The organism is Stenotrophomonas sp. GD04054 (genome assembly GCF_029836955.1).
GTDB lineage: Bacteria > Pseudomonadota > Gammaproteobacteria > Xanthomonadales > Xanthomonadaceae > Stenotrophomonas > Stenotrophomonas maltophilia_A.
The window spans coordinates 62,179-84,197 of record NZ_JAOECR010000017.1 but is presented as its reverse complement, the minus strand read 5'-3'; the positions used below and the strand labels follow the sequence as shown (position 1 = coordinate 84,197).

Below are 22,019 nucleotides of genomic sequence, written 5' to 3'. Positions count from 1 at the left end.
TCACCACATCGTTGGTGAAGCGGCGGCCCAGTTCGGTCGGCTGCACATGGCCATCGGTCACGTCCAGCCAGCCGCGCTGAACGGCCTCGGCCAGGGGGGCATCCAGCACGCTGCGTGGCAGCCCGGTACGCGACTCGAAATCGCGCAGGCCGAAACCTTCGTGCAGGCGCAGCAGGTTGAGCATGTACTCGAACGGCAGGCGCTCGGGCGCGATCACATCGTCACCACCGAACGAGGCCGGGGTGCCTGCGCTGTCCAGGTAGGCCTGCGGGTGCTTCAGCTTCCAGCGGCGCAGCACGTGTTCCTCGGCGCCCGAGCTGATCTTGCCGTGCGCGCCGGCACCGATGCCCAGGTAATCGCCGAAGCGCCAGTAGTTCAGGTTGTGCGCGCTCTGCCGGCCAGGGCGTGCGTAGGCGCTCACCTCGTACTGGCCGAAACCGGCCTGCGCCAGCAGCGCCTGGCAGTGTTCCTGCATGTCCCAGGCGTTGTCTTCATCGGGAATGCCCTGCGGCGGCTGCGCGAAGAACACCGTGTTCGGTTCCAGGGTCAGCTGGTAGTGCGAGATATGCGCCGGCTGCAGCGCGAACGCGCGTTCCAGATCAGCCTCGGCACCGGCCAGGGTCTGTTCCGGCAGCGCGTACATCAGGTCGATGTTGAAGTTGTCGTAACCCGCGTCCTGCGCCATCTTCACCGCGCGCTCGGCTTCGCCACTGTCGTGGATGCGGCCCAGGCGCTTGAGCATCGCATCGTCGAAACTCTGGATACCGAAGCTGAGGCGATTGACGCCGGCTGCGCGGTAGCGGTCGAAGCGGCCATGCTCGGCGGTGCCCGGGTTGGTTTCCAGGGTGATTTCGGCATTGGGCGCGAAACGCAGGCGTGCGCTGGCCTGTTGCAGGAAACGGTCGATTGCTTCCGGCGGGAACAGGCTGGGCGTGCCGCCACCGAAGAACACGCTGTGCACCACCCGGCCCCAGACCAGCGGCAGGTCCTGGTCGAGGTCGCGCAGCAGCGCATCGATGTAGGCATCGAACGGCAGCTCGCCCTTGGCCTGGTGCGAATTGAAATCGCAGTACGGGCATTTGCGCACGCACCACGGCAGGTGCACGTACAGCGACAGCGGCGGCGGCACCAGTCGTACCGAAGTGTCGTGGTCCGCCGAACAGGCTTCGCCGGGCAGGTGGTTGCAGTGGTCGTGGGCGTGCGGCATGGGCTTCTTCGGTAGTGCCGGCCGCTGGCCGGCTTCCCTGGTTCGATCGGGTGGCGTCAGTAAAGCGTCGCCAGCTGCTGCTTGAGCTGCTGCAGGGCAATGGCACGGTGGCTGATGGCGTTCTTCAGGGCCGGCTCCATCTCCGCAGCGGTCAGGCCGTGGGTGGTGTCCAGGAACACCGGGTTGTAGCCGAATCCATTCGTGCCGCGCAGTTCACGGATGATCTGGCCCTCCCAGCGACCTTCGCAGATCAGCGGCTGCGGATCGGTGGCGTGACGCAGCAGCACGATCACCGCATAGAAGCGGGCGCCGCGCTGGCCATCGGGAACGTCGGCCATCGCCTCCAGCAGCTTGGCATTGTTGGCCGCGGCATTGGTCGGGTGGCCGGCATAGCGCGCGCTGTACAGGCCCGGTGCACCGCCGAGGGCATCGACGATCAGGCCCGAATCATCGGCCAGCGCCGGCAGGCCGGTCGCTTCGCAGGCCGCGCGCGCCTTCAGCAGCGCGTTCTCGACGAAGGTCAGGCCGGTTTCTTCTACGTCGCCCAGGCCCAGCTCGGCGGCCGAGGTGATCTGCAGCGGCAGGTCGGCGAGGATCTCCTGCATCTCCACCAGCTTGCCGGCGTTGTGGCTGGCCAGTACCAGTTTCTTCATTGACGGGGCTCCAGCAGGTCCCAGGTGTTGCCATACAGATCGCGGAACACCGCGACCGTTGCATAGGGTTCTTCGCGCGGCGCTTCCAGGAATTCGACCCCGGCGGCCAGCATCGCCGTGTGGTCGCGGTGGAAGTCGTCGGTGTTGAGGAAGAAGGCGACGCGGCCACCGGTCTGGTTGCCGATGCGGCTGCGCTGTTCCTCGTCGCTGGCACGGGCCAGCAGCAGGGCGGCAGCGCTGCCGTCGGTCGGCCCCACCACCACCCAGCGCTTGTGGCCCTGGTCGATGTCCTCCAGCAGCGCGAAGCCGAGCTTGCCGGTGTACCAGGCAATGGCTTCGTCGTAGTCGGCCACCACCAGGGTGGTCAGGGCGATGCGCCGGTTCATGCCGACAGCGCCGCCTGCTGCGCGGCCAGCAGTTCGGCCACGCCCTTTTCGGCCAGGCCGAGCAGCGCATCCAATTCATCGCGACGGAAGGCATGGCCTTCAGCGGTGCCCTGCAGCTCGATGAAGCCACCGCCGTCGTTCATCACCACGTTCATGTCGGTGTCGCAGTCGCTGTCTTCGGCGTAGTCCAGGTCCAGCACCGGGGTGCCGCGGTAGACGCCCACCGACACCGCTGCCACTGCACCCAGGATCGGGTTGCGCTTGATGTCGCCGCGCTTCATCAGCACATTCACCGCATCGACCAGGGCCACGTAGGCGCCGGTGATGGCGGCGGTGCGGGTGCCGCCGTCGGCCTGCAGCACGTCGCAGTCGAGGGTGATGGTGCGTTCGCCCAGCGCGTTGCGGTCCACGCACGCGCGCAGGCTGCGGCCGATCAGGCGCTGGATCTCCAGCGTGCGGCCGCCCTGCTTGCCACGGGCCGCTTCACGGTCGCTGCGGGTGTGGGTGGCGCGCGGCAGCATGCCGTATTCGGCGGTCACCCAGCCTTCGCCCTTGCCGCGCAGGAAGCCCGGCACGCGGTTCTCGACGCTGGCGGTGCACAGCACACGGGTTTCACCGAAGCACACCAGCACCGAACCTTCGGCGTGGCGGGTGAAGCCGCGTTGGATGACGACCGGGCGGAGCTGGTCGGGCTGGCGGCCGCTGGGGCGGGAATCGGACATGGTGCGGGTTCCGTAATGGCGAGGGAGTACGCCGCCACGCCCGCGGCCTTCACGGGGCGGGCAAGGGGGCTCTGGTGAGGGCGCTAGGGTACCATTCCCCCTTTGCACGCACCGGACACAATCCATGATTCGAAGCATGACCGCCTACGCCGGCGGCGAGCGGGTCACCCCGTGGGGCACGCTGGGCTGCGAGCTGCGCTCGGTCAACCACCGCTTCCTGGAGGTCGGCACCCGCCTGCCCGAGGAATTGCGGGCGCTCGAGCCGCAGCTGCGCGAGCGTATCGCCGCGCGCCTGAGCCGCGGCAAGCTGGATCTGGTGATGCGCCTGCGCGCGCCGGAAGCGGCGGCCAACCTGCAGGTGGACGAGGCCCTGCTGGGTCAGCTGGGCCGCCTGGCGCACCGCCTGACCTCCGATTTCCCCAACCTGCAGGTCAGCTTCACCGACCTGCTGCAGCTGCCGGGCGTCACCCGCGGCGAGGCCACCGATGCCGCCGCCCTGCAGGTCGAGGCACTGGCCCTGCTGGACCAGGTGCTGGACGGCTTCGTCGAGGCCCGTGAGCGCGAAGGCGGCAAGTTGGCTGCGGCCATCAGCGAGCGTGTGGACGGCATCGAACGCATCGCCACCGAAGTCCGCACGCTGATTCCGGCCATTCGCGACGGCCAGCGCGCCAAGCTGGCCGCACGCCTGGCCGACCTGCCGCACCCGGTCGACGCCGGCCGCGCCGAGCAGGAACTGGTCCTGTGGCTGCAGAAGCTGGACGTGGATGAAGAGCTGGACCGCCTCGGCAGCCACATCGTCGAGATCCGCCGCGTGCTCAAGCAGCGCGAGCCGGTCGGTCGCCGCCTGGACTTCCTGCTGCAGGAGTTCAACCGTGAAGCCAATACGCTGGGCTCGAAGTCGGTGGACAGCCGTACGTCCAATGCCGCGGTGGAGCTGAAGGTGCTGATCGACCAGATTCGCGAACAGGTGCAGAACATCGAGTGATGTTCTGCGCAATCGCCTGGGAGGATCACAGTCCTTCCAGGTAGTCCGCAGCTATCGCGACGCAGTGGTCGAAGTCTGGCGTGTAGTCCAGCGTGTCGATGGCCTTGAACGCAATCTTCAATGTCGGATGGGGATTGCGGATCTGATCAAGAAACGTTGATCGATGGCGGACCAGCGCGTGCGCGGCGGCCGCCAGCGCGTCCGGCTCGCGTTCGATGATCAGCGCAAGATCGAACAGGTCTCGGGCGGTTGTTCGATGCCCGCGATGGAACATTTTCTTGGCGATGATTTCCGCCGACGTTTCCACCCGTATGCGCTGACCATCGATCGTCCATTCCTCCCAGGCATCATCGAGAAGATTGGGGGCCGCGACGAAATCCACCTCGCCTTCCTCGAACTGCAGCTTCACCCAGGCGCTGGGATCTTCGCTGTAGTCGCCGGTAAGGCTCGCGGCCACATCGCTCAAGCGGGGGAGTAACGAATCCCAGGTACTGGGGATTCGGCACGAAGATGTCGATGTCCTTGCTGAGTCGGTGCCGATGTCGAAACATCAGTACCGTTCCGCCGCCCAACGTCCAGAACGGATCGGTGATGCCGCCGTGGCGCCGGATCTCCCCGATGAGGACAAGCGCCCGAGGCAGCAGCGCCTGCCAGGCGCCGGCCGGCAGTTTGCGGTTCACAACCACAGGTCCTTGCGATGGGCAGAAAGTGTGTTGGCCATCTTCGCCACGTTGCGCCAGATGCGCCGTGGCGGCAGCTGCGCGCCGATTGCAGCTTCCTCGACTGCCATCACCATCATGGAGGGAGGGGCTTCATCCAGCAGGTGCGCCATCTGCGCTGCGTAGGTGGCAGGAACTTCCCCGCTGACCAGCACGCGGGCCAACTCGCCAGCCGTCAGTTCGCTCGCGTAGCTCACGTTCGCGGTTCGTGCGGCCATTTTCAGGCCTTGTTTGCGCTGCCGGTTTTCGGTGGTGGGTGCCGGAACATCCAGGCCGAGCACGGACAACAACTGGCCGACACGATTGACGCCCAGGTCGCTCAGGGTGCCCCCTTCCAGGCCGACCACGGTCTGCCGGGAAAGACCGCTGAGGTGAGCCAGATGGCCTTGCGACAGGCCAAGCTGCTCACGGCGGGCACGAACCGCCTTGCCGATGTCGATCAGGTTCATGGCCTGAGTGTCCAATATTTTGGACATAATTCAAGTGCCCGGAAGCGGCACGTTGGCAAACCTTCACGGCTCAAACCACCCTGACGCCCGCCGCTCCCTCGCTCAAGCGCCCCAGCACGGCCGCCTGGCCGAACCCGGCATCGTGGAAGCAGGTCAGCACCGCATCCACCGCTTCCGGCGCACAGGACACCAGCAGACCGCCGCTGGTCTGCGGGTCGGTCAGCAGTGGCTGCCAGTGGGCGGCCAAGCCCTCGGCGAAGCGCACCTCGGCGCCGTACGAGGCCCAGTTGCGGTTGGAGGCGCCGGTTACGCAGCCACGTTGCAGCAGGTCCAGGGTCTGCGGCAGCAGCGGCACCTGTGCACTATCCACCTCGGCGGCCACGCCACTGGCGCGGCACACCTCCAGCAGGTGGCCGAGCAGGCCGAAGCCGGTGACGTCGGTCATGGCATGCACGCCGTCCAGAGCGGCAAGGGGCAGGCCCACGCTGTTCAGGCGGGTGGTCGACTCGATCATCTGCCGGTAGCCCTCGGCATCCAGCACTTCTTTCTTCAGCGCCGACGAATACACGCCCACGCCCAATGGCTTGCCCAGCACCAGCACATCGCCGGCGCGGGCATCGGCATTGCGCTTGAGCCGCTGCGGATCGAGCACGCCGATCGCGGCCAGGCCGTAGATGGGTTCCACCGAATCGATGCTGTGGCCACCGGCCACCACGATGCCGGCATCGGCGCAGGCGCGTTCGCCACCCTGCAGGATGCCGCGGATGGTGTCCTGCGGCAGGCTGTTGATCGGCATGCCGACGATGGCCAGTGCGAACAGCGGGCGCGCGCCCATCGCGTACAGGTCCGACAGCGCATTGGTGGCGGCGATGCGGCCGAAGTCGAACGGGTCGTCGACAATCGGCATGAAGAAGTCGGTGGTGGCGACGATTGCCTGCCGGTCATCGAGGCGATACACCGCGGCGTCGTCGCTGGTCTCGCGGCCGACCAGCAGTTCGACCGGTGCGGGAAGTGCCGGCACCCCGCGCAGCAGTTCGGTCAGCACACCCGGGGCGATCTTGCAGCCGCAGCCGCCACCGTGGGCCAGCGAGGTCAGTCGTTGCGGGGCATCGGCCGTTGAAGGAGCGGGGGACTGCGCGTGCGTGGCCATGCCGACATCTCCTGCGGAAACACGAATGGCGGAAGGCAGCAGGAGTCGAACCTACCAGGGAACGATCGACGCCCCCTACTGGGTTTGAAGCCCAGCCGCATGCCCGGATGCGCATGCCTTCCGAAAGTACGGCGGTACCGGTGGGCTCAGTCGCGGGCTGCATTCCACTGCAGGTCGCCGCGCGGCCGATGCTGGTCACCGACGCGCCGAGTGTAGCCAACGCGATTGAAGAACTCCAAGATCTGGATGCTGCGTTTGCGGCCCAGGCCGATGGCATCGCGGAAGGCCGCCGCATCCACCGTGCCGGTGGCCTGTGACAGCTGCGCGACGATCGCGGCCAGCTCGGCGATGCGGGCCGGCGCATAGAACAGGTCGGGCACCACCTGGAACAGTTCACCACGTGCGGCGGCGCGGCGCAGGACCGCGCGGACCTCATCTTCGGCCAGACCGACGTCGGCGGCCAGGGTGCGCACCCACGGTGGATCGAAGCCACTGGCGTGCAGTTGCGGCAGCACGCGTTCCAGCAGGAGACGTTCGCGTTCCGGTGGCGCATGGTCATGGCCGGGCAGGCGCCACCACGCGCCCACGCGCTGCAGCGTGCCATCGGCCAGCAGGTCCTGCAGCAGCGCATTCCAGAGGCTCGCTGCAAGCGAGGGCAGGGTACTGCGCTGCAGGCGTCCGCTGTCGACGCCGGGTTCCTCCGGGCGTCGCTCGTGCCAGCCGCGCAGCGAGGTGATCACCTGCTCGCGCAGTGCCTGCCAGTGCGGTGCGAGGATGATCACTGTGTCATCGCGGGTCGCGATGCGTCGCGCGTCCTCGGGCAGGTCGATGCGGTCGGCGGCGCGTCGGCAATAGCGTTGCAGCGCAGTGAGGGGAATGCCGGCAGGTGCCTGCTGCAGCAGCGGGACAACACCGGCACCGGCCGCCAGCTGCTCCAGTGCCGCCAGCCAGGCCAGCCGTGCAGGACTGCGCCGACGCCGCTGCGGAGGATCCGGATCGAGCACGACGCCACCGCCCAGTGTGTGGGTGGCCGCTGAATCACGGGCGATGAAACGATCGCCACACATCGCGCAGACCGGTGCATCGAACACCAGCTGCACCAACTGCCCATCGCCGTGGTCGTGGTCTTCCAGCAGCACCATATGCGCCTGCCGGTGCATCGTGCCCCAATGGATGTGCAGCGGCGACCAGTCGCGCAGTGGCGGCGCCAGTGCGGAAAGCCGCAGGCGCACATCAACGCGGGTGGTGGCCAGCAGCGCGCGTGGATCGGCGATCCAGTCGCCCCGGTGGATGTCGTCGCGGGCGATGGCGGCCAGGTTCAGCGCGCAGCGTTGCCCAGCCATCGCGTGCTCGCTGGCCTGGTTCTGCGCGTGGATGCTGCGTATGCGCACTTCAGTGGCGGCCGGCATCAGCTGCAGATGCTCACCCACCGCGGCGATGCCGCCATGCACCGCGCCGGTCACCAGCGTGCCGTGGCCGGCCAGCGAGAACACGCGGTCCACCGGCATGCGGAACAGTTCGCTGCGCAGTTCGGCCTGGCGTGTGCTGGCATCGTCCGCCGCCCACGCGTGCAGCTGGGTACGCAGTGCGCTGATGCCGGCATCGTCGGGTGCGGTGCTGTTGCAGGCGAACAGAGGGGAATCCTGCAGCGGTGTCGCGGCCAGCAGCGCGGCAATCTCGATCTCGACCCGGGCGAGGCGCGCCGCATCCACACGGTCGATCTTGGTCAGCGCCACCGCACCACGATCCACGCCCAGCAGCTGCAGGATCGCCAGATGCTCGCGGGTCTGTGGCATCACGCCGTCGTCGGCAGCGATCACCAGCACGGCGACATCGATACCCGTGGCGCCGGCCACCATCGTGTGCACGAAGCGCTCATGGCCTGGCACGTCGACGAAACCCAGCGTCGCAGCCGGGCCTTCGGCGTCCCTGCTTTCCACCGGGACATAGGCGTAGCCCAGTTCGATCGATATACCGCGCGTTCGCTCTTCCTGCAGGCGATCGGTTTCGATGCCGGTCAGTGCGCGTACCAGGCTGGTTTTGCCATGGTCGATATGCCCGGCGGTGCCGACGATCATGCCTGCAGCGTGCTCCACTGGGCGAGGAAGTCGGCTTCGTCGGCCGGTTCCAGGCAGCGCAGGTCCAGCCACAGCGCGTCATCGGCAATGCGGCCCAGCACGGGTCGCGGCAGCTGACGCAAGCGCTTGGCCAGGCGATCCAGTCCGCCACGGCGCGCAGTCGTGATGCGTAGGCCGGCACTGCCGAGCTGCGCCTGTGGCTGTGCACCGCTGCCGATCTGGCTGTGCATCGATGCCGGTTCAAGACCGTAGTCGGCCGCCAGCGCGGAACGCATCGGCTGCAGCAGGCGCTGGGCCTGCACATCGATGTCCTCCTGCGTGCGTGACAGGGTGCGCAGGGTCGGCAGTCGCTGTGCCAGCAGCTCCGGCTCGCGGTACAGGGCCAGCACCGCTTCCAGTGCGGCCAGGCCCATCTTGTCCATGCGCAGTGCCCGCTTCAGCGGGTTGCGGTTGATCCGCGCGATCAGGTCGGCGCGGCCGGCGATGATGCCGGCCTGCGGACCACCCAGCAGCTTGTCGCCGCTGAACGAAACCAAGTCGGCGCCGGCCGCCAGCGTTTCCTGCACGGTGGGCTCGTGCGGCAGGCCGAAGACCGCCAGATCGCACAGACTGCCGCTACCCAGGTCCACCACCAGCGGCAGGCCGTGCTCGTGCGCGATCGCGGCCATCGCCGCGGTGTCGACCTTGGCGGTGAAGCCGGTGATCGCGTAGTTGCTGGCGTGCACCTCCATCAGCAGCGCGGTGCGCGCGCCGATCGCATTGGCGAAGTCAGCTGGATGGGTACGGTTGGTGGTGCCGACTTCCAGCAGCCGCGCACCGGCACTGCGCATCACGTCGGGAATGCGGAAGGCGCCACCGATCTCCACCAGCTCGCCGCGTGACACCACCACGTCGCGGCGGTTGGCCAGGCTGTTGAGCAGCAGCAGGACCGCCGCGGCATTGTTGTTGACCACAGTGGCGGATTCAGCGCCGGTCAGTTCGCAGATCAATGCCTGCACCCGTGCATCGCGGTCGCCGCGACGGCCGCGGCTGATGTCGAATTCAAGATCCACCGGCGCGGTCATCGCGCGGGTGACCGCGTGCACGGCGCCATCGGGCAGCAATGCGCGGCCGAGATTGGTGTGCAGGACGGTGCCGGTCAGATTGAACATCGGCTGCAGATCCTGCCGTGCGTCAGCGGCCAGTGCGGCCTCGACTGCTGCCACCAGCGCCGGGCCGTCAACCGCTTCCTGCAGCTGCGTGGCCGAGAGCTGGCCGGCGCTGATACGGTCGCGCAGCACCTGCAGGTGCGAACGCAGCAGCTGGGTGATACGGCTGCGGCCGTGGCCCTCGATCAGTGCTGCCAGGGCAGGCAGACGCAGCAACCGGTCCAGCGAGGGCAGGGCGGAAACCGATGCCGGGGTGGGGGGCGTGGCTGTCATCGCCTCACTCGCCGCCGGATTGCCACAGCAGCGGATTCTGGCTGGCACGCGCATAGCCCTCCTCTGCCAGCAGCAGATCCAGCGCCAGCGTGCCGAGGTCATCGGCCACCGGCTCCAGCGACGGGTCTTTTTCCAGATACAGGATCTTGCGGTAGCTGTGGCAGTGGTCGCAGGTCTCGGCACGGACCGCGCTCTCGCGCACCGCCCCGCCGCTGTCGCCGTCCACATCGGCCAGGGCGCGATAGGCGATGTCCTTGCCGGCGGCACCACACTGGCTGCACTGCACGCGTACGTAGTGCCACTGGCAGGCACACAGCGAGCACGACAGGTAGCGGTAGGAGGCATAGGGCGGCCGCGCCTGCACCACGCTGACCACCGGCAGGGTGCCGCACAGCGGGCACAGCCCCGGTGCATCGGCCAGCGGCTTCAGCTCGGTGGGGCGGAAGCTGTCCGCCAGCACCGCCCAGTAGACCTGCAGCGCGTTCATCACCAGCAGCGCAGCCACCGCATCCACCGACGGCGCGTCATCACGCTCCAGCACCGCATGCGCCTGCGCATCCAGCCACCCGTCATCGGCAGCAGCAACGCGCTGCAGTTCCTGGCGGGTTTCCGCGGGCAGCCCGGCTTCTTCAGCGCAGTGCTGGCACAGCGTGCGCAGCCAGCCGCGCCAGCGTCCATCCAGCTGAAGTGTGTTGGCGGGCCGCAACGGCATACCGGCGCCGGCTGCCGCACTCGACTGCTGTGCACGCGCCTGTGCCTGAAGTTCCTCGCGTTGCTGCGGTGTCAGATCCTCCAGCAGCGCCTGCTGCGCATCGGCCAACGCCGCCAGCAGTTGCAGGTAACCACCGATGGCACTGTGTGCAGCCAGACTGCGCAGGCGGTCCGCACGTCCGGCAAACAGCGACGCGGTATCGGGCAGGATGATGCGCGGAACATCGCGCGAGGCCAGCGTCTCGATCTCACCGGGTTCAAGGATGCGTTGCGCCATGCAGGGCCAGCCAGAAGAACCAGGCTCCATCCTCGCCGTTGTCGACGCCGGCGTCCAGCGTGTTCCAGGCAAAGCAGTCGAGCATGGCTCGACTCTACAAAAAAGCCGGTTTCGATCATTGCCGTGTTCATCGTGTCGACCAAGGTCGACACCCACCAAAAGCACCGGGGACCTGTCGAGGGGGACCGGACCCACCGCGCCATCCCTCAGGAAACCCGCTCTTGACGTTGATGTTGACGTTGATCCAGCGGGTGCAGGGCCGCAGGCCCTGCCGCTACCCCTCTTCCCGCCGTCCGCGCAGGATGTCCCGGAACCACTGCCGGTGATGCTTGTACGCCCACCCGTAGGTCACCTTGCCCTGGGTCATCGCCCGCACCGAGCCCTTGATCCAGATCGCTGCATAGATGTGCACCACGATCGCGCACACCAGCACCCAGCCGAACAGCGCATGGGCCAGCACCGAGAAGCGGATCACCCCGATCGGGAAGAAGTGGCTGAAGTACTGCCGCCAGATCACGAAGCCGGTCAGCAGCAGCGCCGACAGGCAACCGATGATGGCCCAGAACAGCAGCTTCTGGCCGGCATTGAAGCGGCCCACCGGCGGCAACTTCTCATCCTCGTTGCGCAGTACATCGCGCATGCCGCGCATCCACTTGCCATCGTCGGCGGTCGGCAGATTGTCGCGCCACATGCGGAACGCCAGCAGCGCAAAGCCGACGACCATGGCCAGGCCGATGAACGGGTGCAGGATGCGCGTCCATGGCCCACCGCCAAACAACTGGGTCAGCGGGAACAGGGCAGGGTGGAACAACGCCAGCCCGGACAGCGCGGTCAACACGAAGCAGATCGCCACAATCCAGTGATTGATGCGGGTCGGCGCGCGGTAGCGGATGATCTGCCGCGGGTGCGGGGCGTACTTCATGGCCGCTGCTCCTCTTCGATCTTCTTCGCCTCGTGCTCGGCTTCCTCTTCTTCCTCGTCATTGACCGTGTTGCGGCCGATGCCGATGTAATGCAGGAAGCCGGCGAAGGCGGTAGCGGCAATCGCCAGCACGCCCAGCGGCTTGGCCACGCCCTTCCACACCTCCACCATCGGGCTGATGCGCGGGTCCTTCGGCAGGTCGGCATACAGTTCCGGCTTGTCCACGTGCTGCAGCACGTACATCACATGGGTGCCGCCCACACCCTGCGGGTCGTACAGGCCGGCGTTCTCGTAGCCGCGCGATTTCAGGTCTTCCACGCGGCCGGCGGCATGCTCGGTCATTGCCTGCTTGCTGCCGAAGGTAATCGCACCGGTCGGGCAGGTCTTCACGCAGGCCGGTTCCTGGCCCACCGCCACCCGGTCCGAGCACAGCGTGCACTTGTAGGCCTTGTGGTCCTTCTTGGAGATGCGCGGCACGTCGAACGGGCAACCGGTCACGCAGTAGCCGCAGCCGATGCAGTTCTCTTCCTGGAAGTCGACGATGCCGTTGGCGTACTGGATGATCGCGCCCGGCGACGGGCAGGCCTTCAGGCAGCCCGGATCGCTGCAGTGCATGCAGCCTTCCTTGCGGATCAGCCACTCCAGCTTGCCCTTCTCGTCCTCGTACTCGCGGAACTTCATCACCGTCCACGACTGTTCGCTCAGGTCGGGCGGGTTGTCGTAGCTGCCAACGCAGCTGCCGACCTCGTCGCGCAGATCATTCCACTCCATGCAGGCGACCTGGCAGGCCTTGCAGCCGATGCACTTGCTCACATCGATCAGCTTGGCGACCTGGCCGGTGTGCGCGCCACGCGCCTCCGGCGAGGGCGTGGTGGTGGCCGAGCGGCGGATGATGTCCAGGGATTGCAGTGACATGGCGTGTCTCCTACACCTTCTCGACCTTGACCAGGATGCACTTCGATTCGGGCGTCTGCGAGTTGCCGTCACCGATGGCGTTGGTCAGCGTATTGGCGATGTATCCGGGCTTGGCCGCACCGAGGAAACCCCAGTGGATCGGCACGCCCACCTGGTGCACGGTTCTGCCATCAATCTGCAGGGCCTTGATGCGCTTGGTCACCATCGCCACCGCTTCGATGTGCCCGCGCTTGGAACTGACCCGCACGCGGCTGCCGTTGTTGATGCCCAGCTCATCGGCCAACGCCGCGCCGATCTCGACGAACTGCTCGGGCTGGATGATGGCGTTCAACTTGCCGTGCTTGGTCCAGAAGTGGAAATGCTCGGTCAGGCGGTAGGTGGTGGCTACATGCGGGAACTCGTCCGGCGAACCGATCTGTGCGCGATCGCTGGCGAACACGCGGGCCGCCGGGTTGTTCAACGTCAGTGCCTGGCCGGGGCTGAGCGGGTTGCTGCGCAGCGGGGTATCGAACGGTTCGTAGTGCTCCGGGAACGGCCCTTCGGCCATGCCAGCCTTGGCGAAGAAGCGGGCGATGCCTTCCGGGTTCATGATGAACGGGCCCATGCCCCCGGCGGGATCTTCATCGGCCTTGAAGTCCGGCACGTCCACGCTGCCCCAGTTCCTGCCGTTCCATGCCAGCAGCGTGCGGCGCGGATCGAACGGCTGGCCGGCGACGTCGCACGAGGCGCGGTTGTACATCACGCGACGATTGGCCGGCCACGCCCAGGCCCAGCCCAGCGTGTTGCCGATGCCGGTGGGGTCGCTGTTGTCACGCCGCGCCATCATGTTGCCGGTCGGGCCCCAGGCGCCGATGTAGATCCAGCAACCGGAGGACGTGCTGCCGTCGTCGCGCAGGTCGCCGAACGCCGCCAGCTGCTCGCCGGCCTTGCGCACCAGCTTGGTTGGGTCCTTCGGATCGAACACGTCGGCCAGCGCCTTGCCGTTGTATTCCATCGCCAGTTCTTCGGGCGTGGGTACCTCAGGGTTGGCGTAGTTCCAGGCCAGGTCGCGCACCGGCTCCCACCACGCACCGCCGTCCTTCTCGTACATCGCTTTGATGCGATGGAACAGCTCGGACATGATCTCGATGTCGCTGCGTGCTTCTCCCGGTGGGTTGGCACCCTTCCAGTGCCACTGCAGCCAGCGCGAGGAATTCACCACCGCGCCGTTCTCCTCGGCGAAGGAGGTGGTCGGCAGGCGGAATACTTCGGTCTGGATCGTGCTCGGGTCAACGTCGTTCAGCGCACCGTGGTTCTGCCAGAAGGCGATGGTCTCGGTTTCCAGCGGGTCCATGCTGACCATGAACTTCAGCTTGGAGAACGCGCTGATCAGCTTGCCCTTGTTCGGCGCCGAGGCCAGCGGATTGAAGCCCTGGCAGATGTAGCCGTGGATCTTGCCTTCGTTCATCAGCTCGTACGCCTGCAGCATGTCGTACGGCTTGTCGAGCTTGGGCAGGTAATCGAAACACCAGTTGTTATCGGCGGTGGCGGCGTCGCCCCACCACGATTTCATCAGGCTGACGTGGAACTTCGGGTAGTTCTGCCAGAACGACATCTGGTTGGCGCGCAGCGGCTTCTGCGTGCGCTTGGCGATGTAGGCCTCGTAGTCCTGCTCGTCCTGTTTCGGCAGGGTCAGGTAGCCGGGCAGCAGGTCGGACATCAGGCCGATGTCGGTCAGGCCCTGGATGTTGGAATGCCCGCGCAGGGCGTTCATGCCACCACCGGCCACGCCGATGTTGCCCAGCAGCAGCTGCACCATGGTGCCGGCACGCACGTTCTGCGCGCCGATCGAGTGCTGCGTCCAGCCCAGCGCGTACAGGATGGTCATCGCCTTGTCCTTGCCGGCGGTGGACGCGATCATGTCCCAGATCTGGCGGATGCTGTCGGCCGGCGTGCCGCAGATGCGTTCGACCATCTCCACCGTGTAGCGCGCATAGTGCTGCTTGAGCAGGTTGTAGACGCAGCGCGGGTCCTTCAGCGTCGGGTCGCTGCGCACGAAGCCATCATCACCGTAGGCGTAGTCCCAGCTGGAGCGGTCGTAGCTGCGCTTCTCTTCGTTGTAGCCCGAATACAGACCGTCCTTGAAGGCGAACTCGTCCTTCACCAGGAACGACATGTCGGTGTAGTTCAGCACGTACTCGTGCTGGATGCGGTCCTCGGTCAGCAGGTAGTTGATCAGGCCGCCCAGGAACACGATGTCGGTGCCGGTACGGATCGGCGCATACACGTCGGCCACCGCGGCCGAGCGGTTGAAGCGCGGATCGACCACGATCAGTCGGGCCTTGTTGTGTGCCTTCGCCTCGGTCACCCATTTGAACCCGCACGGGTGTGCCTCGGCGGCATTGCCACCCATGATCAGGATCAGGTCGGCATTCTTGATGTCGACCCAGTGATTCGTCATCGCACCACGGCCTAGCGTCGGGGCAAGACCTGCCACCGTCGGGCCGTGTCAGACACGTGCCTGGTTGTCGAATGCCAACATGCCAAGGGAGCGGACGACCTTGTGGGTCAGCACCGCGGTTTCATTGCTGGTGGCCGAGGCCGCCAGCATGCCGGTGGTCAGCCAGCGGTTGACCGTCTGCCCGGCCTCGTTCTTCTGCACGAAGTTGGCATCGCGGTCTTCCTTCATCAGCCGCGCGATGCGGTCCAGCGCATCGTCCCAGCTCAGCCGCTTCCACTCGTTCGAGCCCGGTGCGCGGTACTCGGGGTAGAGCAGGCGCGACTTGCTGTGGATGATGTCGGCCAGGCCGGCACCCTTCGGGCACAGCGTGCCGCGGTTGACCGGATGGTCCGGGTCGCCCTCGATATGGAAGATGCTCGGCTCGGCGTTCTTGGCGCCGTCGCCGAGGCTGTACATCAGGATGCCGCAGGCCACCGAACAGTATGTACAGGTGTTGCGGGTCTCGGTCGCGCGGGTCAGCTTGTATTGCCGAACCTCCGCGAGCGCGATGCCGGGCGCGAAGCCCATCAGTGCCAGGCTGGAGCCGACCAGGGTTGTCCCGGTCACTTTCAGGAACTGGCGGCGGCTCATCGAGGACATGCCGTTCTCCTGGGATGGCGGGGAGGCACGGGCCTCCGGGCTGTCGTTGGGTACGGCCCGGTTATAGCACAGGCCCCCGCATGCCCATGTGGCACAAGGCCCGGCGCCTGCCGGGCGGGCGCGGCAAGGGGCGGCTCTGGTAAAGTTGCGTGCCCGCACCCCGGGGAGTCGTCTGCCGGGCCTGGTTCCAGGATGTTCCGCGCAGCCCCCGCCGTCCTGGCGCGATCCTCCGCGCCGGATCTGGAACATCGAGGAAAAATTTTGCGAAATCAACCAGTTGGGTTCCGTGCATGAGCGCCCCGTCTACTCCGTCGGACGCCGTCGCGCGCGGCACGCTGTACATCGTTGCGGCGCCCTCCGGCGCCGGCAAGAGCAGCATCGTCAACGCCACCCTGGCGCGTGACCCGCAGATCGCCCTGTCGATCTCCTTCACCTCGCGCGCGATGCGCCCCGGTGAAGTGAACGGCCAGCACTACCACTTCGTCAGCGCCGAGAAGTTCGAACAGATGATCGCCGCCGGCGACTTCTTCGAGCATGCCTGGGTGCACGGTGACTGGAAGGGCACCGCCCGCCAGTCGGTGGAACCGCAGCTGGCCGCCGGCCAGGACGTGCTGCTGGAGATCGACTGGCAGGGCGCGCAGCAGGTGCGCCAGCTGGTGCCGGGCACGGTCACCGTGTTCATCCTGCCGCCGTCCAAGCAGGCCCTGCAGGACCGCATGCGCAAGCGCGGCCAGGACAGCGAGGCGGTCATCGCCCAGCGCCTGGGCGCCGCCCGTGACGAGATGCTGCACTTCAACGAGTTCGACTACGTCATCGTCAACGAGGTGTTCGACACCGCCGTGGACGAACTGTGCGCCATCTTCACCGCCAGCCGCCTGCGCCGGGAGGCCCAGAAGGTCCGCCACGCTGGGCTGATCCAGGCCCTGTTGACCCCCGATCCGGGCGCAACTGACTGATTCCTAAAGAATCGGGTAGGGGTTGGCTTGATTTTGTCCAGCCCCTGCCAGTACACTCCGTCCCCTTTCCCTCATTCGACTGAGCGGCCGACCGGTCGCCGGGAGCCCGTATGGCCCGCATCACCGTAGAAGATTGCCTGGAAGTCGTTAACAACCGTTTCGAACTGGTCATGATGGCTTCCAAGCGTGCCCGCCAGCTCGCCAACGGCGTGCAGGCCACGCTGGACAACAGCGAGACCGAGGACAAGCCGACCGTGCTGGCGCTGCGCGAAATCGCCGCCCGCAAGATCGACAACGCGCTGATCGACGAAGTCGAGAAGGCCGAGCGTGAGCGCGCCGAGCGCGAAGCGCTGGAGTGGGCTGCCGCGGAAGTGGTCGCCGACGAAGACATGTCCAAGAACGACGATTGATCGCATCGATCAACGCAATCGTTGGATGTGCCGAACAGCCCGCCCCGTGCGGGCTGTTTCGCATTCAGGATTTGCCGTAAACGTCGCGCTGGAATAGGCTTCGGGCATGAACCCAGGCCCCACTGCCAAGGTCGCCGCAGCCCCCGCTGCCGCCGTACCCGACTACGTCCTCCAGCTTGAACGCGCCGCCCATTACCTGCCGCCGGAACAGCTGCCGCTGTTGCGCCGTGCCTGGGAAGTCGGAGCCGCCGCACACGCCGGGCAGACGCGCAAGTCGGGCGAGCCCTATATCACCCATCCGGTGGCCGTGGCCCAGGTGCTGGCCGAGCTCGGCTTGGACGTGGAGGCGCTGATCGCCGCGATCCTGCACGACACCATCGAAGACACCCCGCTGACCCGTGAGGCGCTGGCCGCCGAGTTCGGCGAAGCCGTGGCCGAACTGGTCGACGGCGTGACCAAGCTGGACAAGCTGAAGTTCCGCGACCGCCAGGAAGCGGCCGCCGAGAGCTTCCGCAAGATGCTGCTGGCGATGTCGCGCGACCTGCGCGTGATCATGATCAAGCTGGCCGACCGCCTGCACAACATGCGCACGCTGGGCGCGCAGAGCCGCGAAGCGCGCGGCCGCATCGCCCGCGAGACGCTGGAGATCTATGCGCCCATCGCCCAGCGCCTGGGCATGAGCCTGGTCAAGAGCGAGCTGCAGAACCTCGGCTTCAAGGCGCTGTATCCGTGGCGCCACGCGATCCTGGAAAAGCACATCCGCAGCCAGCCGGTGGTCCGCCGCGAAGCGCTGGCGCAGGTGGAAGTGCAGCTGTCGCAGCGGTTGGCGAAGGAAGGCATCGAGCACCGCCTGGTCAGCCGCATCAAGACCCCGTGGAGCATCTACAACAAGATGCGCGACGAGAACAAAACCTTCGACCAGGTGATGGACGTGTTCGGCTTCCGTCTGGTGGTGCGCAGCGTGCCCAGCTGCTACCACGCGCTGGGTTCGGTGCATGCAACGTTCAAGCCGCTGGATGGGCGTTTCCGCGATTTCATCGCCATTCCCAAGGCCAACGGTTACCAGTCGCTGCATACGGTGCTGTTCGGGCCGTATGGTTCGCCCATCGAAGTGCAGATCCGCACCGAAGAGATGGACCTGATCGCCGAACGTGGCGTGGCCGCGCACTGGACCTACAAGTTCGGCGGCGATTCACCGAACAGCGCGCAGAGCCGCGCACACGCCTGGATCGTTGAACTGATCGACTCGCAGCGTGCCGCCGGGTCCTCGCTGGAGTTCCTCGACAACGTCAAGGTCGACCTGTTCCCGGACGAGGTCTACCTGTTCACCCCGAAGGGCAAGATCCTGGCCCTGCCGCGCAATTCCACCGCGCTGGACTTCGCCTACGCCGTGCATACCGACGTCGGCAACATGGCCGTGGCCTCGCGCGTGGACAAGAAGCTGGTGCCGTTGCGCACCAAGCTGGTGTCGGGCCAGTCGGTGGAGATCATCACCGCACGCTCGGCCACGCCGAAACCGCAGTGGCTGGAATTCGTGGTCACCAGCAAGGCGCGCACCGCCATCCGCCACCAGCTCAAGCAGCTGGAGCACGAAGACGCCGTGCAGCTCGGCCACCGCATGCTCGACCGTGCGCTGGAGGCGATGGATTCGTCGCTGGAGCGGCTGCCGAAGGGGCGCCTGGATGCGTTCCTCGCCGAGCACCGCTTCCCGCGCCTGGAGGCGCTGCTGGCCGAGGTCGCACTGGGCAACTGGATGCCGACGCAGGCTGCACAGGCGCTGATGGCCTACGCCGAACTGCGTGGCGGCCCGCATTCGCGCCACCACTCGCAGGAAAAGATCCTGATCAACGGCAGCGAGCGCGGCGTGGTCACCTTCGCGGGCTGCTGCCAGCCGATTCCCGGCGACGAGATCATGGGCTACCACACCGCCGGCAAGGGCATCGTGGTGCACCGCATGGACTGCCCGAACCTGGCCGAGCTGCGCAAGTCGCCCGAGCGCTGGGTGCCGATCGGCTGGGACACCACCGTCTCCGGCGACTACGACACTTCGCTGGTGGTGGAAGTGGAGAACGGCACCGGCGTGCTGGCGCAGCTGGCCGCCGCCATCGCCCAGAGCCATTCCAACATCGAGCGCGTGGACTACCTGGACCGCGACTTCAACGCCGCCGTGCTGGCGTTCAATATCCAGGTACGCGACCGCAACCACCTGGCCGAGGTGATGCGCCGCCTGCGCCGCCTGTCGGTCGTGCAGTCGGTACGCCGCCAGTAATACGAACCCGGTAGTGCCGGCCGCTGGCCGGCAACTTCGCGCTGCTTCCGACGTTCATGGGTTGCCGGCCAGCGGCCGGCACTACCGAAGCGGCGCGGTGGATCCACGCCATGCGTGGATGCGCCCCCAGCCGGTACAATCACCGCTCTGTTTTCCCCCAAGCACCGGAGCGACCCATGTCCCGCCAGATCATCAACACCGAAAAGGCCCCCGCCGCCATCGGCCCGTACTCGCAGGCCGTGCGCGCCGGCAACACCGTGTACTTCTCCGGCCAGATCCCGCTCGACCCGGCCACCGGCGACATCGTCGGCGCCGGCGACGTCGAAGCACAGGCCCGCCGCGCCTTCGACAACCTCAAGGCCGTGGCCGAAGCCGCTGGTGGCTCGCTGGACAAGGTCGTGCGTCTGGGCCTGTACCTGACCGATCTGGGCGAGTTCGCCAAGATCAACGGGGTCATGCAGGACTACTTCCAGGCCCCGTACCCGGCCCGTTCCACCATCGAAGTCTCCGGCCTGCCGAAGGGCGCCAACTTCGAGGTCGACGCGGTGATGGTCATCGACTGACCGCCACGTGGCACGCAAGGCGGCGGTCACCCCGGTCCTGTCACCGTCCGGCGAAGCATCCCTGGCGATGCTTGCGGGCGTGGGCCCGGCCGTGGCCGCCAAACTGCAGGCGCGTGGCCTGGCCACCCTGCAGGACCTCTGGCTTCATCTGCCGCTGCGCTATGAAGACCGGACCCGGCTGACCCGCATCGAAGACCTGCGCAACGGCGTACCGGCGCAGGTGGAAGGGCGGGTGGTCGCGGTCGAGCGCGGCATGCGCTACCGGCCGATGCTGAAAGTGGCGGTGGAAGACGAAGGGCAGGGCACCCTGGTGCTGCGCTTCTTCCACTTCCGCCAGCAGCAGGTCGGCCAGTTCGCGGTCGGCAACCGGCTGCGCTGCTTCGGCACCCCCAAACCCGGCCACCTCGGCCTGGAAATCGTCCACCCCAGCTACCAGGTGCTGGGCCGCAACGACGATCCCGAACTCGGCGACCGCCTCGACCCGGTGTATCCCACCGTCGAAGGTGTCGGCCCGATGACCATGCGCAAGCTGATCGGCCAGGCCCTGGATCGCTTGCCCGAGGAAAGCACGCTGGAACTGCTGCCCAGCGGTTGGCTGGATGGCCTTGGCCTGCCGTCACTGCGCAGCGCGCTGCTGACCGTGCACCGGCCGCCGCCGGATGCCGATCTGGCCGCGCTGGCCGCAGGCACCCATCCGGCGCAGCGTCGTCTGGCAATGGAAGAGCTGCTGGCCCATCACCTCAGCCTGCGCCGCCAGCGTATTGCCTTGCAGGCGCACCATGCGCCGCCGCTGGCCGGCCCCGGCAAGCTGGCCAAGGCGCTGCTGAAACAGCTGCCGTTCGCGCTGACCGGCGCACAGGCGCGCGTGTTCAAGCAGATCCGTGAAGACCTCGCACGGCCCAGCCCGATGCTGCGGCTTGTGCAGGGCGACGTCGGCTCCGGCAAGACCGTGGTCGCCGCATTGGCGGCGATGCTGGCGGTGGAGCAGGGCAAGCAGGTGGCATTGGCAGCGCCCACCGAGCTGCTGGCCGAACAACACCTCAACAACCTGCGTGGCTGGCTGGAACCGCTGGGCGTGCGTATCGCCTGGCTGGCCGGCAAGGTCACCGGCAAGGCGCGCGCCAAGGTGATGGAGCAGGTCGCCAACGGCGAGGCGCAGGTGGTGGTCGGCACCCACGCGCTGATGCAGGAGGCGGTGGTATTCCAGGATTTGGCCCTGGCCATCGTCGACGAACAGCACCGCTTCGGCGTGCACCAGCGGCTGGCCCTGCGCGACAAGGGCGCGGGTGGCGACAGCGTGCCGCACCAGCTCGTGATGACCGCCACGCCGATTCCACGCACGCTGGCGATGTCCGAATACGCGGATCTGGATGTCTCGGCCATCGACGAACTGCCGCCGGGCCGCACCCCGGTGCAGACCGTCGCACTCAACAACGATCGTCGTCCCGAGCTGATCGAGCGCATCGCGCTGGCCTGCCAGGAAGGGCGGCAGGTGTACTGGGTGTGCACGCTCATCGAGGAAAGCGAAGAGCTCGACGCCACGCCGGCGCAGGCCACCTACGAATCGCTGCAGGCGCTGCTGCCGGGCGTGCGCGTGGGGCTGGTGCATGGCCGCCTGAAGGCCGCCGAGAAGCTGGCGACGATGGTGGCGTTCAAGGCGGGTGAGATCGATCTGCTGGTGGCGACCACGGTCATCGAAGTGGGCGTGGACGTACCGAACGCTTCGCTGATGGTGATCGAGAATGCCGAGCGCCTCGGCTTGGCCCAGCTGCACCAGTTGCGCGGCCGCGTGGGCCGCGGTTCGGCGGTGTCGCGCTGCGTGCTGCTGTACCAGGCGCCGCTTTCGCAGATGGCGCGCGAGCGTTTGCAGACCATGCGCGAAACCAACGATGGCTTCGTCATCGCCGAGAAGGATCTGGAGCTGCGTGGCCCCGGTGAACTGCTCGGTACCCGCCAGACCGGCCTGGCCGGTTTCCGCATCGCCGATCTCGCGCGTGATGCCGGCCTGCTGCCCGGCGTGCATGACCTGGCCGAACGCGTGCTGGCCCAGCAACCCGCGCTGGCCGATCGCGTGGTGCAGCGCTGGATCGGCACCGCCGTGCGTTACGCCTCGGCGTAATGCCGCATTGGTGGGTGTGGACCCTGGTC

19 protein-coding genes, 1 tRNA gene and 1 pseudogene are annotated in these 22,019 nt (G+C 67.1%); 6 read left to right on the top strand and 15 right to left on the bottom strand.

The window, feature by feature from the left end; translation table 11 throughout:
• The 4 genes from hemW to rph form a co-directional block, all read right to left on the bottom strand.
• Positions 1-1,207, bottom strand: a 1,207-nt coding sequence (gene hemW, locus N7573_RS10500) for a radical SAM family heme chaperone HemW (RefSeq protein ID WP_279943150.1), incomplete at its 3' end; no start/stop codon positions are given.
• Between the two features lie 56 nt (positions 1,208-1,263).
• Complete coding sequence (gene rdgB, locus N7573_RS10495; RefSeq protein ID WP_014038346.1) at positions 1,264-1,860, bottom strand: RdgB/HAM1 family non-canonical purine NTP pyrophosphatase; 597 nt, start codon at positions 1,858-1,860, stop codon at positions 1,264-1,266.
• Positions 1,857-2,246, bottom strand: a complete 390-nt coding sequence (locus N7573_RS10490; RefSeq protein ID WP_049400723.1) for a VOC family protein — start codon at positions 2,244-2,246, stop codon at positions 1,857-1,859. The genes rdgB and N7573_RS10490 overlap by 4 nt, the downstream gene beginning before the upstream one ends.
• Complete coding sequence (gene rph / locus N7573_RS10485; protein ID WP_049426699.1) at positions 2,243-2,968, bottom strand: ribonuclease PH; 726 nt, start codon at positions 2,966-2,968, stop codon at positions 2,243-2,245. The genes N7573_RS10490 and rph overlap by 4 nt, the downstream gene beginning before the upstream one ends.
• A 124-nt stretch (positions 2,969-3,092) precedes the next feature.
• On the opposite strand from rph, the gene N7573_RS10480 reads away from it, so the two are divergent.
• Complete coding sequence (locus N7573_RS10480; protein WP_279912975.1) at positions 3,093-3,953, top strand: YicC/YloC family endoribonuclease; 861 nt, start codon at positions 3,093-3,095, stop codon at positions 3,951-3,953.
• A 25-nt stretch (positions 3,954-3,978) separates the two neighbouring features.
• Here N7573_RS10480 and N7573_RS10475 read toward each other — a convergent pair whose 3' ends face one another.
• The 11 genes and pseudogenes from N7573_RS10475 to fdnG all read right to left on the bottom strand — a co-directional run bounded on the left by N7573_RS10475 (position 3,979) and on the right by fdnG (position 15,673).
• Positions 3,979-4,410, bottom strand: a complete 432-nt coding sequence (locus tag N7573_RS10475) for a nucleotidyl transferase AbiEii/AbiGii toxin family protein (RefSeq protein ID WP_279912983.1) — start codon at positions 4,408-4,410, stop codon at positions 3,979-3,981.
• Positions 4,411-4,444: 34 nt separating this feature from the next.
• Positions 4,445-4,504, bottom strand: a pseudogene (locus N7573_RS10470) (hypothetical protein); the annotation flags it as partial.
• Between the two features lie 125 nt (positions 4,505-4,629).
• Complete coding sequence (locus N7573_RS10465) at positions 4,630-5,121, bottom strand: helix-turn-helix domain-containing protein (RefSeq protein ID WP_279912976.1); 492 nt, start codon at positions 5,119-5,121, stop codon at positions 4,630-4,632.
• A 70-nt stretch (positions 5,122-5,191) separates the two neighbouring features.
• Positions 5,192-6,271 (bottom strand): selenide, water dikinase SelD, encoded by a 1,080-nt coding sequence (gene selD, locus N7573_RS10460; RefSeq protein WP_279912977.1) that lies wholly within the window; start codon positions 6,269-6,271, stop codon positions 5,192-5,194.
• 26 nt (positions 6,272-6,297) lie between these two features.
• Positions 6,298-6,393, bottom strand: a tRNA-Sec gene (locus N7573_RS10455).
• Between the two features lie 24 nt (positions 6,394-6,417).
• A complete protein-coding gene (selB, locus tag N7573_RS10450) occupies positions 6,418-8,349 on the bottom strand; it encodes a selenocysteine-specific translation elongation factor (protein WP_279912978.1) in 1,932 nt (643 codons plus the stop codon).
• On the bottom strand, positions 8,346-9,770 hold the full coding sequence (gene selA, locus N7573_RS10445) for an L-seryl-tRNA(Sec) selenium transferase (protein WP_279912979.1): 1,425 nt from the start codon (positions 9,768-9,770) through the stop codon (positions 8,346-8,348). Before selA ends, selB begins: the two co-directional genes overlap by 4 nt.
• A 4-nt stretch (positions 9,771-9,774) precedes the next feature.
• A complete protein-coding gene (fdhE, locus tag N7573_RS10440; RefSeq protein WP_279912980.1) occupies positions 9,775-10,758 on the bottom strand; it encodes a formate dehydrogenase accessory protein FdhE in 984 nt (327 codons plus the stop codon).
• A 274-nt stretch (positions 10,759-11,032) separates the two neighbouring features.
• A complete protein-coding gene (locus N7573_RS10435) occupies positions 11,033-11,680 on the bottom strand; it encodes a formate dehydrogenase subunit gamma (protein WP_032127833.1) in 648 nt (215 codons plus the stop codon).
• Entirely contained in the window at positions 11,677-12,594 is a 918-nt protein-coding gene (gene fdxH, locus N7573_RS10430) for a formate dehydrogenase subunit beta (protein ID WP_012481154.1), read from the bottom strand. The genes N7573_RS10435 and fdxH overlap by 4 nt, the downstream gene beginning before the upstream one ends.
• A gap of 10 nt (positions 12,595-12,604) precedes the next feature.
• The gene (fdnG, locus tag N7573_RS10425; protein WP_279912981.1) at positions 12,605-15,673 is read right to left on the bottom strand and encodes a formate dehydrogenase-N subunit alpha; all 3,069 of its coding nucleotides are present in this window, start codon (positions 15,671-15,673) and stop codon (positions 12,605-12,607) included.
• 290 nt (positions 15,674-15,963) lie between these two features.
• Here fdnG and gmk point away from each other — a divergent pair, with 290 nt between their 5' ends.
• From gmk to recG, 5 genes are all read left to right on the top strand, one after another.
• Positions 15,964-16,629, top strand: a complete 666-nt coding sequence (gene gmk / locus N7573_RS10420; RefSeq protein WP_110713473.1) for a guanylate kinase — start codon at positions 15,964-15,966, stop codon at positions 16,627-16,629.
• 110 nt (positions 16,630-16,739) lie between these two features.
• Entirely contained in the window at positions 16,740-17,039 is a 300-nt protein-coding gene (rpoZ, locus tag N7573_RS10415; protein WP_005410877.1) for a DNA-directed RNA polymerase subunit omega, read from the top strand.
• 106 nt (positions 17,040-17,145) lie between these two features.
• Positions 17,146-19,308 carry a bifunctional (p)ppGpp synthetase/guanosine-3',5'-bis(diphosphate) 3'-pyrophosphohydrolase gene (locus N7573_RS10410; RefSeq protein ID WP_019661980.1) on the top strand — a complete coding sequence of 721 codons (2,163 nt, stop codon included), beginning with the start codon at positions 17,146-17,148 and terminating at the stop codon, positions 19,306-19,308.
• 176 nt (positions 19,309-19,484) lie between these two features.
• Entirely contained in the window at positions 19,485-19,871 is a 387-nt protein-coding gene (locus N7573_RS10405) for a RidA family protein (protein ID WP_279912218.1), read from the top strand.
• A 7-nt stretch (positions 19,872-19,878) separates the two neighbouring features.
• Positions 19,879-21,990: an ATP-dependent DNA helicase RecG gene (gene recG, locus N7573_RS10400; RefSeq protein ID WP_279912219.1), complete on the top strand. Its 2,112-nt coding sequence runs from the start codon at positions 19,879-19,881 to the stop codon at positions 21,988-21,990.
• Positions 21,991-22,019: the final 29 nt, after the last annotated feature.